Below are 13,979 nucleotides of genomic sequence, written 5' to 3' on the forward strand. Positions count from 1 at the left end.
TGTCCTGCAGCATCTAATGTTATTGTTTGATTTGCTCCACCATCAACTGTATACGTCACAACTGCATTTGGTGTTCCTGTAAAAGTAACAGTTCCTGTATTGCCTGAACAAATTGTATTTGCTGTTACTGAAGCAGTGGGAGAAGCAGTACAATCATATATTAGTGTAACATACTCATCTGTATTATTACAACTTGGATTCCCTAAATTTTCTACTCTTATATATACATCTGTTGTAACTGTTGGAGAAAAAGCCGTAGGAGTTGCAATGAAGTTTGAGTTTCCATCCCAACAATCAACAATATCTGTATAAAAATAAACTACAAAATCTGCCGGAAGCTCTGGAGCTACCATTGCAGGAATAAGAGATGTTAAATCATAAGGTCCACAACCTATATTAATAGGCGATGGAGGTGAATTCAATGATGGTGGTGAGTCAAAACGAATTTCAACACTATCAGTTGCTGTATCCGAACATCCAGGACGAACCACTTCAACCGACCATGTACCACTTTGGTTTACCAAGTAAGTATTTGTAGAAGTTGTCCCTTGAAGAACCCCTCCTAAAAACCATGAATATGTAGGTGTTCCCGCAGCTGTTGGAGCTTGATTAAATGTAGCTGTTAAAAGGTGAGTAGTAATAGTTGTAGAACAATATAACTGATCTGGACCTAAATCAACCCCACAAACTATATCACAATCCGTATTACCAGCTCCTGCATTACCCAAGTTAGTTTGATTCATTTCAATAAAACCTGGATCATTGGAATAATTTGTTACCAATAACATATATATCTGACCTGCTACAGCACCTGGAACCGATACTGTTTCAATGGCTGCACCGCTAAAACTACAATCTACAATGTTGTTAACAGTAGCTCCAGCATTAAAATCAAACAAATCTGTACAGTTAGGTGCATTAAATGGACCCCATAGAATAAAATCAACATCCTGATTATTATATAATGGTGCATTATCCCCTTGATTTAATGTAAACTCAAGATTTCCAGACAAACCCACTTGAAAATAAAACCATGCTGGATTTGGAGCAGACCCCAAACACCCAGGTGAACCTATACTAGCAACCCCAGTTGTATTTGGAAAAGGAGCAACACTACCTGAACAAATAGCGGAAGCTCCAGCACACGTTGGAGATTGAGAATACGAAATTCCAACAATAAGTAATAAAAGTAGTTGTAAAATTTTTTTCATAGCTTATTTATTTTTGGCTTAAAAATGAAGAATATTTCCAATCCGTTGTTTCAACACATGAGTTTTTTTCATCGGTAATAACAACTCGCCATTTAAAACATTTCGACATTAAATCCATATGATTCAAAGACTTAAAACCTTTTACAGTAAAATTTTCATTTTTACTAGAAACCAATATAGGATCTTTAAACTTAATTGCATTTAATTCATTAACACAATCTTTTATTGGTAAAATTTCAATAACACAAGTTGTGTTTTTTAAATTTAATTTACTGAAATCCCAATGAATTTCAGCTTTGTAAATAGATTTAACTTCGTCTTCCAAAACCATCTCAGAAGACACTTTGTAATTAAATTTACAATCTTTCCCTTTATCTTGTGCATTAACCATTGCAACAGAAATAAATGCAAATAAGAGTAGTATTTTTTTCATTTTATAGTTGAATAAATTATATAATAGAACACAAATTTAACAAAAAATTAAACTTGGCAATTATTTTTCTAATAATTAACATATTCAAATTATTTTTAGAAGTTTATTATTTATCTTTGCATTCTTTAAAAATTGCTATTAAACTAATTACTGATAATGATACAAAACGAGGATTTTCAGGACGAAATCGGAAATAATCACATTGCTACAAATGCAGAAACTCCACTAAGAGATGATGCTTTTGCTATTTCTGATGATGAAAAAATTGAATTGATTAAAAAAGATGTTGAACACATTTTAAATACACTTGGATTAGATTTAACCGATGATAGTTTAAAAGGAACTCCCAATAGAGTTGCTAAAATGTTTGTAAAAGAAATTTTTGGCGGATTAAATCCCGTAAAAAAACCAAGCTCTTCAACTTTTGATAACAAATACAAGTACAATGAAATGCTTGTTGAGAAAAACATTGTGGTCTATTCTACTTGTGAACATCATTTACTTCCAATTGTAGGTCGTGCTCATGTTGCTTATATTTCAAATGGTACAGTAGTAGGTTTATCCAAAATGAATCGTATTGTAGATTATTTTTCAAAAAGACCTCAAGTTCAAGAGCGATTAACCATCCAAATAGTTCAGGAATTACAAAAAGTTTTAGGCACTGCTGATGTTGCATGTGTAATCGATGCTAAACACTTGTGTGTAAATTCGAGAGGTATTCGCGATATTGAAAGTAGTACAGTAACTGCCGAATTTGGAGGGAAATTCAAAGAAGAAAAAGTAAGAAGAGAATTTTTAGATTATATCAAATTAGAAACGCAATTCTAAAATTAAAAAATTATTGAGTATTACCAACAATGGAACTATATAAAAATCAACCGCTTAAAATATACAATACCCTTTCGGGTGAAAAAGACAACTTCACTCCTATCCATAATGGAAATATAGGAATGTATGTTTGTGGACCTACAGTATATAGTAATGTTCACCTAGGCAACGTTAGAACTTTTATGAGTTTTGATGTGATTTTTAGATACTTATTACATTTAGAATACAAAGTTAGATATGTAAGAAACATAACAGATGCTGGCCATTTAACTGATGATGGCGATGTAGATAATGATAGATTTGTAAAACAATCTCGCTTAGAAAAGCTTGAACCAATGGAAATTGTACAAAAATATTCTGTTGATTTCCACAAAGTTTTAGATACCTTTAATTTTCTACCACCCACAATTGAACCAACTGCCACTGGACATATACTTGAACAAATTGAATTAACTCAAAAATTAATTGATTTAGGTTTTGCCTACGAAAGTAATGGTTCTGTATATTTTGACGTATTTGCATACAATCAAAAAGGGCTAAATTATGGCGAATTAAGCAATAGAAATATTGATGAATTATTTGCTAACACAAGAGATTTAGACGGCCAAACCGAGAAAAAGAACCCACAAGATTTTGCTCTTTGGAAAAACGCATCTCCAGCACACATTATGCGATGGAATTCTCCTTGGGGAGAAGGTTTTCCAGGTTGGCATCTAGAATGTACAGCAATGAGCACAAAATACTTAGGCGAAACATTTGATATACATGGCGGGGGAATGGATTTAAAATTTCCTCATCATGAATGCGAAGTAGCGCAAGGTAAAGCATGTAATGGACATTCACCTGTGAATTTTTGGATGCACACCAACATGCTTACAATGAATGGTTTAAGAATGAGCAAATCAACTGGAAACTACATTCTACCTATGGAATTGGTTTCTGGAGAAAATTCTTTTTTTGAAAAGCCATTTGAGCCAAATATTGTTCGTTTTTGTTTTTTACAAGCTCATTATCGTAGTGTCTTGGATATTTCTAACGATGCAATGGTTGCCAGTGAAAAAGGATATAATCGTTTGATGGAATCATACAAACTTATACCTTCTTTAAAAGCAAGTACAACATCTTCATTAGATATTGCTTCGTGGAAACAAAGCTGTTATGACGCCATGAATGATGATTTCAATACCCCAATATTAATAGCGCAACTATTTGAAGGTGCTCGTTTTATTAATTTAGTAAACGATGGAACCGCAACTTTAACCACAGAAGATATCCAATTATTAGAATCAACTCTTTCAAATTTTTTATTTGATGTTTTAGGTATTAATAATTCTGCTGCAGGCACTTCAAATACTACCGAAAAATTAAAAGGTGTAATCGAAATGCTAATTGAAATGAGAAACGAAGCTAGAGCTAATAAAAACTGGGCACTATCAGATGAAATTAGAGACAGACTTCTTGCTTTAGGAATTATTATTAAAGACGGAAAAGAAGGGACTACATTTTCTGTATAAAAATTACTTAATATAAATAAAAAAGCACAACTAATTAGTTGTGCTTTTTTATTAAAAGAAATAGAGCTGTCTTATTCAGACAGCTCTACTTACTATTTAAACTAACCAATACTCTAACTAAATGTTAGAATAAGAATTTTACCCCTACTCTTAATCCTCCAACTTTTCTGTCACCAGGATTTAAATCAAATGGGTTTGCGTTAAAGCTAAAGCTGTTTGTGCTATCTCCTGAATCTGGTTTTATTGTAGTTGAAGTCATGTTTACTAATGAAAATGAAGTTTCAACTGTCATCCATTTGTTAACTACGAAATCAAAACCTGGAGCTAAATCAACACCAATAGAAGTTGTTTTGTCATCAGTGATTTTGTCTTTTCCAAAAGTCATTGGTAAAGATGCTTGACCGAAGAAGAAAAATTTTCCTCCTAATCCCCAATATTTTCTTACTAATGGCTGTACAATAAAAGTATTTGACTCAGCAATAGTTGTAGAACCAGAATCAGTAGTTGAGTTAATAACACCAATTCCTAAACCTACTGTAGTAGTTGGAGCAATGAAATACCCAGCGATTGGCACGATAGTGTTTGATTTAGTCTCTGTAGTTCCATTGTCTGTTGAAGAAAATGCAACTTGTCCAGCTACCCACCAAGTTCCTTGTAAACCTTTGTTCTCTTCTTGTGCGTTTGCGTTAAATCCTAATAATGCAATACCTGCTAATAATAATAATTTTTTCATTTTATGTTTTAGTTTAAAATTATGAGACAAATTTATAGGCTATAAATCACAAAAAAACTGATATAAATCATAGTTTGATTTTTTTTTTCGTTGTAAAATTTCGGGACTATTTTTTTTATATTGTACTTTTACAACTTAATAAATCTAATATGTGCAGCAACCATAGTACTTTGAAAACAAACAAAGTAAGAAGAATATTAATCTTTCCTTTCATTATATTAGTACGTTTTTATCAAGTCGCCATTTCTCCTTTTACTCCTGCAACGTGTAGATTTGAACCTACATGTTCAAATTATACTTTACAAGCATTAAAAAAACATGGCTTATTTAGAGGTGGTTGGCTAGCAACAAAAAGAATTTTTAGTTGTCATCCATGGGGAAAAAGTGGTTATGATCCGGTTCCTTAATCTTTATATTATTTCTCAACAATTTCTTTGGACAATTTTAACAAGATTCACAATTATAATATTTATTTTTACCCCATAAACAAAGAACAATTATGATTTACGCATTAAATATGGTTTGGAATCCTGCAGAAGGAATTGATTTAGGTTTTTTCATGTTACGTTTCTATAGTCTTTCTTGGGTATTAGCCTTTGGATTAGGTTGGTATATAATGAAACCTATATTTATTAGAGAAAATGAATCTGTAGATTCTTTAGACAAACTATTTGTTTATACATTAGTAGCAACAATGCTTGGAGCAAGATTAGGTCATGTAATTTTTTATCAACCTGAATTATTCAATGATGACCCTTGGAGTATATTATTACCAATAAGCACAAAACCATCGTTGCACTTTACTGGTTTCGCAGGATTAGCAAGTCATGGTGCGGCTATTGCTATTATAATAACCATGTTCTACATTCAAAAAAGAGTAATCAAGCGTTCTTTTTTATGGATTTTAGATCGAATTGTAATTCCAGTTTCACTTGGTGCCATTTTTATTCGTTTAGGGAATTTTATGAACTCTGAAATTGTAGGAACTCAAACAAATTCTTCTTTAGGAATTAAATTTTTAAGAGATAAATATTCTGCTAATGAAGCCATGCAATTAACTCAAATGAGTACTCCAAATGAGGCTTATAAAGCAATAGAAACCAATCCTCAATTTGCTGAATTATTAGCAAATGTATATCCAAAACATCCTGCACAATTATATGAAGCAATTTGTTATGTATTTGTTTTTGCAATTTTATTATTTTTATATTGGAAAACAAACGCAAGAAATAAAGCGGGTTATTTATTTGGACTATTTTTGATTTTACTATGGTCTATTCGTTTTGTTGTTGAATTTGTAAAAGAAAGTCAAGGCGGATTTGAAGAATATACTTTATTCAATGCCTTATCAACCGGCCAATGGTTGAGTATTCCATTTATAATTATTGGCTTTTACTTTGTTTTAAAAGCTAAAGAAGTTAAAGCATAAAAAAGGCGGTTAGAAATTCTAACCGCCTTTTTTATAATCTATTTTTATTTTTTTCAACTATCACTCCAACACCTAAAATATTGGGCAAATATACACCCGGAAAATTATTCTTAACTTTAATTGTATAAGTTCCATTTTGCAATTTAGTATTTGATTTTATTGTACAGTAGACATCACAAATATCACCTGTGCAATCTCCTATTTCCTTCCCTGAAGGATCTTTTAATTTAAAATCTATTAAAAGTACTTCCTTTGTTCCACTTGGAGCAATTAATTCAACTTCTATAGGTATTTCTGCAAAATCAAAATCATAGATATGAGATAACTGCAATTTAATTACATATAAACCATTGGATTCTGTATTGTTAAACTCGAATACTTTTATATCATTTTTAGCCCAACGATTATTCTCAAAATCGTTTTGAAAGTCATTAAAAACTTCATTTTTATTACAAGATTGCAATATGGTGAATAAAACCAAATACATTAGTTTCAATTTCATAATTATATATTTAGAAATTATAACGTGAATCTTAAAAATATAGTATAAAAAAAGCTGCTTTCAATGAAAGCAGCTTTTGAATTTATAAACTAACTGAATTATTCAGCGTGTCTTTTTTCAATTTCATCAACATCGCTTTTCTTCATTGTATCAACTAATACTGGAGTAGCAATGAATAATGATGAATAAGTTCCGATGATAATACCAATTAACATTGCAAAGATAAATCCTCTAATTGATTCACCTCCAAAGATGAACATAATTAAAAGCACCATAATCATCGTTAATGAAGTATTTAACGTTCTTGAAAGTGTTGTATTAATAGACGCGTTTACCACCTCTTTAAATGTTCCTTTACGTTTACCATCTAAAAATTCTCTAATTCTATCAAACACAATTACTGTATCATTCATAGAATATCCAATTACTGTTAAAATAGCAGCGATGAAATGTTGATCCATTTCCATGTGGAATGGCATAAATTTATAACATAATGAATAAACACCTAATACAAAGATTACGTCATGCGCAACTGCAGCAACCGCTCCAATTGAATATCCATACTTTCTAAAAGATACTACTAAATATAAAGCTACTACCAACATAGCACCAATAACCGCCCAGAAAGAGTTTGTTTTAATGTCGGCAGAAATTGTAGGGCTCACTTTTGAACCATACAATACTCCGAATTTTTTCCCTTCATATAGATTAATGAATTTTTCATAAGAAACATCTTCATTAAAATATTTTTTAAGAGCATGGTATAGTTTCTCGTTAACTTCTTTATCGATTGCTACACCTTCTTCTTTAATTTTATACTTTGTAGTAATTTTTAATTGATCTGCATCACCAAAAACTTTTGCTTCAACTGGCATTCCAAATTCTTTAGAAAGTTCTTCAGAAACAACATTTGATTCAACTGGTTTTTCAAACTTAACTTGATAAGTTCTACCTCCTACAAAATCAACACCTTCATCCAACCCATTAACAAAGAATGAAACACAACTTACTACTACTACTACTGAAGAAAATAAGTAAGACCATTTTTTAATTTTAATAAAATCAAAATGGAATCCTGTGAACCAATTTTTAGTAATTGGAGTAGAGAATGTTAACGCTCTATTATTAGCAATATCTTTGTCAATGAAAATTCTTGCAATAAAGATTGAAGTAAATAATGACGTAAAAATACCAATCAATAATGTTAATGCAAATCCTTGAATAGGCCCTGTTCCAAAAACAAATAAAATAATACCTGTTAGGATATGAGTAACGTTTGCATCTACAATCGAACGCATAGCTCCTTTCCATCCATAAGAAGCTTCTACTACATCTGCTAAAGACTTACCTTCACGTAATTCTTCTTTTGCTCTTTCATATATAATGATGTTTGCATCGACTGCAGTACCCAATGTTAATACTATACCTGCAATACCTGGTAATGTTAATACAAAACCAAAACTTGCCATTACACCAAACAAGAATAATACATTTAATAATAAAGCTGCATTTGCATACCAACCAGCTCTACCATAATAGAATACCATCCATACACATACTAAGAAGAAACCAACTAATGAAGATAAAATACCTGCATCGATTGCTTTTTGTCCTAATGAAGGACCTACTTCAGCAGATTGAATAATTTCTGCAGCTGCTGGCAACTTACCTGCTCTTAATACGTTAGCTAAATCCTTAGTTTCTTCAATTGTAAAGCTACCCGAAATTTCTGATTGACCACCAGTAATCGCTCCTTTACTTACTCCAGGCGCAGAATAAACTGTGTTATCTAAAACAATTGCAATTGCATTTCCTTGTTGAGAAACCGCTCCTGTAATTTTTTCCCATAATCTTGAACCATTAGCATTCATTTGCATTGAAACTGCTGGTTTACCAAACTGGTCAAATGTATCTTTTGCATCAACAATTACACCACCGCTTAAAGGAGCAACATTATCTCTTGTTCCTTTTAACACATACAATTCTGTTGCATCTGGCATTTTAGGATTTACTTTACCCCAAGCAAATCTAATATTTGTTAAATTAGCTGGTAACAAAGCTTTAATATCAGCTCTTTTTAAATAACCATTAATTACTGCAGTATCTTTAACATTAAAGAAACCTACTCCTTGTTGTCCAGGAGCTATCATTTTACCTAAGAATGGGCTTGATTTAGCAGCAGCAGTTGTATCAGCTTTGTCAGTTAATAAAGAATCTATACCAGCTGTTTTAACTGGTGCAGCTTTCACAGCAACTTCTGTTTTCTTTAATGCTTCCTCAGCAGCCATTATAAAACCTGAAACCTCTTCTACTTTATAAGTTTCCCAAAATTCAAGTTGAGCAGTTCCTTGTAATAAATTTTTAATACGATCAACGTCTTTTGCTCCAGGTAATTCTACTAAAATTCTACCTGAATTTCCTAACATTTGAATATTAGGCTGAGTAACTCCAAATTGGTCAATACGTTTTCTTAATACGTTGAATGCACTTTCTACAGATTCTTGTACTTTCTTTTTAACAATTGGTTCAACTTGTTTATTAGTCATACCGTTTTTAATCTCAGCTTCTAAGTTTCTGTTTCCAAAAATATCTGCAGCAGCTAAGTTTACATTTGCATTATTTGCTTCTACAAAAAATGCATCGATATAATCTTGATTTCCTCTTTGATTTGTTTTAGCATCTGCTAAAGCTTTAATGAAGGCTGGATTTTTAGAATCGTTAGCTAATCCTTTTAAAACATCTTTAACAGATATTTGAAGAATTACGTTGATTCCTCCTTCTAAGTCAAGACCTTTATTTAATTGTTTTTGTCTAACTTCGTTGAATGTGTATCCCAAAACTGGATATACTTCTACTTTACCTATTGAATCTAAATACGCTAATTCTTTTTTTGAATCTCCTTTTGCAAAAGCTTTAGCATCTTTTTCGATACCACTTGCAACAAAAGTAAAAGAAAGCTGGTATAAACATACCAAGGCAAAGATAATTGCGAAAAATTTAATTAGTCCTCTATTCTGCATTACTCTAAAATTTATTTATTCTATTTTATAAAAACGGACAAATATATAATTTACAATAGGATTAAGCAATTTTATTTTAGATTAAAATGCTGTTTTTATACAAGTTTCATTATAAAATCATTTTATTCTCTAATAATGAACCACTTGAACAATCAAAAACTTATTCCATTATTTAGATTTTATTCTAAAAAAGTATATTTTTTGATTCATAAAAATCCACAAACTATTTCTTTTTCCATTTAGTATCAAACAAAAAAAACTGCCAATTTCTTGGCAGTTTTTTTATTATTTTGATATTGTATTACAATACTGATTTCAAATCTGCATTCATTGCACGAACTGCATCAGCAGATTTTGCAAAAGCAGCTTTTTCTGCATCATTTAATTGAACATCAACAATTTGCTCAACTCCATTTTTTCCAATAATACATGGAACTCCCATACAAATATCCTCTTGACCATATTCTCCTTCTAACAAAACTGAACAAGGAATCATACGTTTTTGATTGTTTAAAATGCTATCTACTAAATAAGCTACAGAAGCTCCAGGCGCATACCAAGCAGAAGTTCCTAATAATCCAGTTAATGTTGCCCCTCCAACCATTGTATCTGCAGCTACTTTATCTAAAACTTCTTGAGACAAGAAATTAGAAACTGGCGCACCGTTGTATGAAGCTAAACGTGTTAATGGAATCATAGTTGTATCTCCGTGACCTCCAATAACCATACCTTGTACATCATTAGCCGGTTTATCTAAAGCTTTTGATAAGAAATATTTGAAGCGAGAACTATCTAAAGCTCCTCCCATTCCAATTACTCTGTTTTTAGGCAATCCTGTTGCTTTCAATGTTAAATAAGTCATTGTATCCATTGGATTAGACACTACAACAATGATTGCATTAGGCGAATGTGTTAATACATTATCGGCTACCGATTTTACAATTCCAGCATTTATTCCGATTAACTCCTCACGAGTCATCCCTGGCTTTCTTGGAATTCCAGATGTAATTACAACTACATCACTTCCTGCTGTTTTAGAATAATCACCTGTTGTACCACTTAATTGTGTGTTAAAAACTGTTGTTGTAGCACATTGCATGATATCCATAGCTTTACCTTCTGCAAAACCTTCTTTGATATCTACTAGCACTACTTCACTAGCAATTCCTCTGTACGAAATAACATCTGCACATGTTGCACCTACGTTACCCGCACCTACTATAGTTACTTTCATTTTGTTGTGTATATTAAATATTTATAAAATTAAAATTGATATTGAACACCAATATTTCCGTTTACAAATTTACCAAAAGCAATTGAACTTTGCACATAAAATTTGCTTATTTGGTATCTACCAGAAACTTCACCTAAAACATTGGTTTTATCTTCTGAAATTTGAGTCAACAAATCATTGATAACTTGCTGAATTGGAATTACTTCCTCAATTGAACCCTTTTCTCCACTCACAATATATTGAAAAGAACTTCTATTAATAATAAAATTTGCTATCAATTCAAATTTTTTAAATTCCTTAGAAGCACTTAATTGAAGATGATAAGTATCAACTAACCCATTCAATTGATTGATACCTAAATTTCCGTAAGCGGTATTAATATCTAAAAAATCAAAACTAATGTCTTCTTTTGAGTAAATAGCACTCGCCGAAAAATAGATGTTTTTTGCTTCAATTTTTGGAAAATATTGACTAAAATTATGCTTCAATCCAAAACCATAAACTTGATAATTTCCTTTTTTTAGTTTGGTTTTGGTTGAATATCTTGCTAGAAATTCAAAGCCATAAGGTAGCTCAATTGCTCCACTTAAATAAGGATAAACAACCGTTTCTTGGTCAATTCCTTTTGGTGTTTTTAAACGAATTTGTTCGCCTCCCAAGTCGCCTACTAAATAAACTTGATTTCCATTCCCTAAAGCAGTTGGAACTGTTGCCGTGGGAGCACCTTCTATTTCAAAAAACTGAAAATCTGAATTTTGAATATTGAATTTTCTATCGCTTTTAGGTACAAAAAAAACATTTGTATGCAATCCTAAAGTTACTTCCCATTTGTTTTTCTTTTTTGGTGAATTTACCCATGAAGAAGATGCTTGATATACTGCGGCATCTGTTGCCGGAATTATATATTGTTCAGAATACAAAAGGGCATCTGAAAGCAGATACCCTATTTGTTCTAATTCTGTAGCAGTTTGAGCTTTACTTTTTTGTGTAAAAAAGAAAGCCACAAACAATCCTATAATTATCTCCGATTTACGCATCAATTTTTGCGTAAGCGGCATTTTTCTCAATAAATTCTCTACGAGGTGGCACCTCATCTCCCATTAACATAGAAAAAACTCTATCCGCCTCAGTTAAACTATCAATTGTTACTTGACGCAATGTTCTGTATTCAGGATTTAAAGTTGTTTCCCATAATTGCTCAGCATTCATCTCTCCAAGACCTTTATAACGTTGAATAGCAGCACTTCCTCCCATTCTTTCGTTAGCTAAATCACGTTGATCATCATTCCAGGCATATTCTTTTTTATTTCCTTTTTTAACCAAATATAAAGGTGGAGTTGCTATGTATACATGACCTCCTTCAATTAATTCTTTCATAAATCTAAAGAAAAATGTAAGAATCAATGTTGAAATGTGAGAACCATCGACATCGGCATCACACATGATTACTACTTTGTGATAGCGCAACTTTTCTAAGTTCAATGCCTTGCTGTCTTCAGCGGTTCCAACTGTTACCCCTAAAGCAGTAAAAATATTACGAATTTCCTCGTTTTCAAAAACTTTATGTTGCATTGCTTTTTCCACATTCAAAATCTTACCACGTAATGGTAAAATAGCTTGAAATGCTCTATCTCGACCTTGTTTTGCAGTTCCACCCGCAGAATCTCCCTCTACAAGGAAAATTTCACATCTTGCTGGATCTTGTTCAGAACAATCTGATAATTTACCCGGCAATCCACCACCACCCATTACAGTTTTGCGTTGTACCATTTCACGCGCTTTTTTTGCAGCATGACGGGCTTGGGCAGCCAAAATAACTTTTTGTACAATAATTTTAGCATCATTTGGATTTTCCTCCAAATAATTTTCTAACATTTCTGAAACTGCTTGAGAAACTGGAGAAACCACTTCTCTGTTTCCTAATTTAGTTTTGGTTTGTCCTTCAAACTGAGGTTCTGCAACTTTTACAGAAATAATAGCCGTTAAACCTTCACGAAAGTCGTCACCAGAAATTTCGAACTTTAATTTATCTAATAATCCCGAAGAATCTGCATATTTTTTCAATGTACGAGTTAATCCCATACGAAAACCTTGCAAGTGTGTTCCTCCTTCGTGAGTATTAATATTATTTACATATGAAAAAATATTTTCTGAATAACTGTCATTATAAATCAAAGCAACTTCAACAGGAATTTCTCCTTTTTCATGCTCCATCGAGATTACGTGACCAATAATAGGCACACGATTTCCGTCTAAAAACTTAACAAACTCTTTTAACCCTTCTTTTGAATGAAAGGTTTCAACTGGTTGACTTCCGTCATCAGCTAAGTGTCTTTTATCGGTTAAAGTAATTGTAATACCTTTATTCAAGAAAGAAAGCTCGCGCAAACGAGAAGCTAACGTATCATAGGAATATTCTAATGTTTGTGTAAAAATAGAAGCATCTGGTTTAAACGTAACCATAGTACCTCTTTTATCAGTAGTTCCAATTTGTTTAACTGGATATAACGCTTTTCCTCTTTCGTATTCTTGCTCGTAAACTTTACCTTCACGGAATACTGTTGCTTTTAAATGGTCAGAAAGTGCATTAACACATGAAACCCCAACACCATGTAAACCTCCAGATACTTTATACGAATCTTTATCAAATTTACCTCCAGCTCCAATTTTCGTCATTACCACCTCAAGTGCAGAAACACCTTCTTTTTTGTGTAAATCTACTGGAATACCACGCCCATTATCTTCAACTGTAATGGAATTATCTTCGTTTATAGCTACATAAATTGTATCACAATGACCGGCTAGAGCTTCATCGATAGAGTTATCTACTACTTCATACACCAAATGATGCAAACCTCTTACTCCAGTATCTCCAATATACATGGAAGGACGCATTCTTACGTGCTCCATCCCTTCTAACGCCTGAATACTGTCTGCCGAATAATTGTTTTTCTTAACTTCTTCGCTCATATAATTATATCTTAAATATTCGATTTTTAATTAACAGACAAATATAACCATTCCACAAAAAAATCAACTACAAATAAGCACAAAAACCCATTAAGTTATTAACAT

11 protein-coding genes and 1 pseudogene are annotated in these 13,979 nt (G+C 32.1%); 4 read left to right on the forward strand and 8 right to left on the reverse strand.

Going from position 1 to position 13,979, the window contains the following annotated elements; all coding sequences use genetic code 11:
• A pseudogene (locus VK164_RS04895) lies at nucleotides 1-1,211 on the reverse strand (hypothetical protein); the annotation flags it as partial.
• Nucleotides 1,212-1,218: 7 nt separating this feature from the next.
• Nucleotides 1,219-1,644, reverse strand: coding sequence for a hypothetical protein (locus VK164_RS04900; protein WP_324208289.1), 426 nt, complete (start codon nucleotides 1,642-1,644; stop codon nucleotides 1,219-1,221).
• Between the two features lie 156 nt (nucleotides 1,645-1,800).
• Between VK164_RS04900 and folE the strand changes: the two genes are divergently transcribed.
• Both folE and cysS read left to right on the forward strand, forming a co-directional pair.
• Nucleotides 1,801-2,472 carry a GTP cyclohydrolase I FolE gene (gene folE, locus VK164_RS04905; protein ID WP_324208290.1) on the forward strand — a complete coding sequence of 224 codons (672 nt, stop codon included), beginning with the start codon at nucleotides 1,801-1,803 and terminating at the stop codon, nucleotides 2,470-2,472.
• Between the two features lie 29 nt (nucleotides 2,473-2,501).
• On the forward strand, nucleotides 2,502-3,986 hold the full coding sequence (gene cysS, locus VK164_RS04910; protein WP_324208291.1) for a cysteine--tRNA ligase: 1,485 nt from the start codon (nucleotides 2,502-2,504) through the stop codon (nucleotides 3,984-3,986).
• 124 nt (nucleotides 3,987-4,110) lie between these two features.
• Here the strand turns inward: cysS and VK164_RS04915 are convergent, their stop codons facing one another.
• The gene (locus VK164_RS04915) at nucleotides 4,111-4,719 is read right to left on the reverse strand and encodes a hypothetical protein (RefSeq protein ID WP_324208292.1); all 609 of its coding nucleotides are present in this window, start codon (nucleotides 4,717-4,719) and stop codon (nucleotides 4,111-4,113) included.
• 149 nt (nucleotides 4,720-4,868) lie between these two features.
• On the opposite strand from VK164_RS04915, the gene yidD reads away from it, so the two are divergent.
• Nucleotides 4,869-5,126, forward strand: coding sequence for a membrane protein insertion efficiency factor YidD (gene yidD, locus VK164_RS04920; protein WP_324208293.1), 258 nt, complete (start codon nucleotides 4,869-4,871; stop codon nucleotides 5,124-5,126).
• Nucleotides 5,127-5,218: 92 nt separating this feature from the next.
• On the forward strand, nucleotides 5,219-6,148 hold the full coding sequence (gene lgt, locus VK164_RS04925; RefSeq protein ID WP_324208294.1) for a prolipoprotein diacylglyceryl transferase: 930 nt from the start codon (nucleotides 5,219-5,221) through the stop codon (nucleotides 6,146-6,148).
• Between the two features lie 31 nt (nucleotides 6,149-6,179).
• Here lgt and VK164_RS04930 read toward each other — a convergent pair whose 3' ends face one another.
• The 5 genes from VK164_RS04930 to gyrB all read right to left on the reverse strand — a co-directional run bounded on the left by VK164_RS04930 (nucleotide 6,180) and on the right by gyrB (nucleotide 13,874).
• On the reverse strand, nucleotides 6,180-6,650 hold the full coding sequence (locus VK164_RS04930) for a hypothetical protein (RefSeq protein WP_324208295.1): 471 nt from the start codon (nucleotides 6,648-6,650) through the stop codon (nucleotides 6,180-6,182).
• Nucleotides 6,651-6,748: 98 nt separating this feature from the next.
• The gene (gene secDF / locus VK164_RS04935) at nucleotides 6,749-9,670 is read right to left on the reverse strand and encodes a protein translocase subunit SecDF (RefSeq protein WP_324208296.1); all 2,922 of its coding nucleotides are present in this window, start codon (nucleotides 9,668-9,670) and stop codon (nucleotides 6,749-6,751) included.
• A gap of 301 nt (nucleotides 9,671-9,971) precedes the next feature.
• Nucleotides 9,972-10,904 (reverse strand): malate dehydrogenase, encoded by a 933-nt coding sequence (locus VK164_RS04940; RefSeq protein WP_324208297.1) that lies wholly within the window; start codon nucleotides 10,902-10,904, stop codon nucleotides 9,972-9,974.
• A 29-nt stretch (nucleotides 10,905-10,933) separates the two neighbouring features.
• The gene (locus VK164_RS04945) at nucleotides 10,934-11,962 is read right to left on the reverse strand and encodes a DUF6588 family protein (RefSeq protein ID WP_324208298.1); all 1,029 of its coding nucleotides are present in this window, start codon (nucleotides 11,960-11,962) and stop codon (nucleotides 10,934-10,936) included.
• Complete coding sequence (gene gyrB, locus VK164_RS04950; protein ID WP_324208299.1) at nucleotides 11,934-13,874, reverse strand: DNA topoisomerase (ATP-hydrolyzing) subunit B; 1,941 nt, start codon at nucleotides 13,872-13,874, stop codon at nucleotides 11,934-11,936. Before gyrB ends, VK164_RS04945 begins: the two co-directional genes overlap by 29 nt.
• Between the last annotated feature and the right edge of the window lie 105 nt (nucleotides 13,875-13,979).

It is taken from the genome of Flavobacterium sp. (genome assembly GCF_035299005.1).
GTDB lineage: Bacteria > Bacteroidota > Bacteroidia > Flavobacteriales > Flavobacteriaceae > Flavobacterium.

Coding starts and splice junctions, on each gene's coding strand:
- VK164_RS04900 (WP_324208289.1), bottom strand. CDS start 1,644: ATGAAAAAAATACTACTCTTATTTGCATTTATTTCTGTTGCAATGGTT.
- folE (WP_324208290.1), top strand. CDS start 1,801: ATGATACAAAACGAGGATTTTCAGGACGAAATCGGAAATAATCACATT.
- cysS (WP_324208291.1), top strand. CDS start 2,502: ATGGAACTATATAAAAATCAACCGCTTAAAATATACAATACCCTTTCG.
- VK164_RS04915 (WP_324208292.1), bottom strand. CDS start 4,719: ATGAAAAAATTATTATTATTAGCAGGTATTGCATTATTAGGATTTAAC.
- yidD (WP_324208293.1), top strand. CDS start 4,869: ATGTGCAGCAACCATAGTACTTTGAAAACAAACAAAGTAAGAAGAATA.
- lgt (WP_324208294.1), top strand. CDS start 5,219: ATGATTTACGCATTAAATATGGTTTGGAATCCTGCAGAAGGAATTGAT.
- VK164_RS04930 (WP_324208295.1), bottom strand. CDS start 6,650: ATGAAATTGAAACTAATGTATTTGGTTTTATTCACCATATTGCAATCT.
- secDF (WP_324208296.1), bottom strand. CDS start 9,670: ATGCAGAATAGAGGACTAATTAAATTTTTCGCAATTATCTTTGCCTTG.
- VK164_RS04940 (WP_324208297.1), bottom strand. CDS start 10,904: ATGAAAGTAACTATAGTAGGTGCGGGTAACGTAGGTGCAACATGTGCA.
- VK164_RS04945 (WP_324208298.1), bottom strand. CDS start 11,962: ATGCCGCTTACGCAAAAATTGATGCGTAAATCGGAGATAATTATAGGA.
- gyrB (WP_324208299.1), bottom strand. CDS start 13,874: ATGAGCGAAGAAGTTAAGAAAAACAATTATTCGGCAGACAGTATTCAG.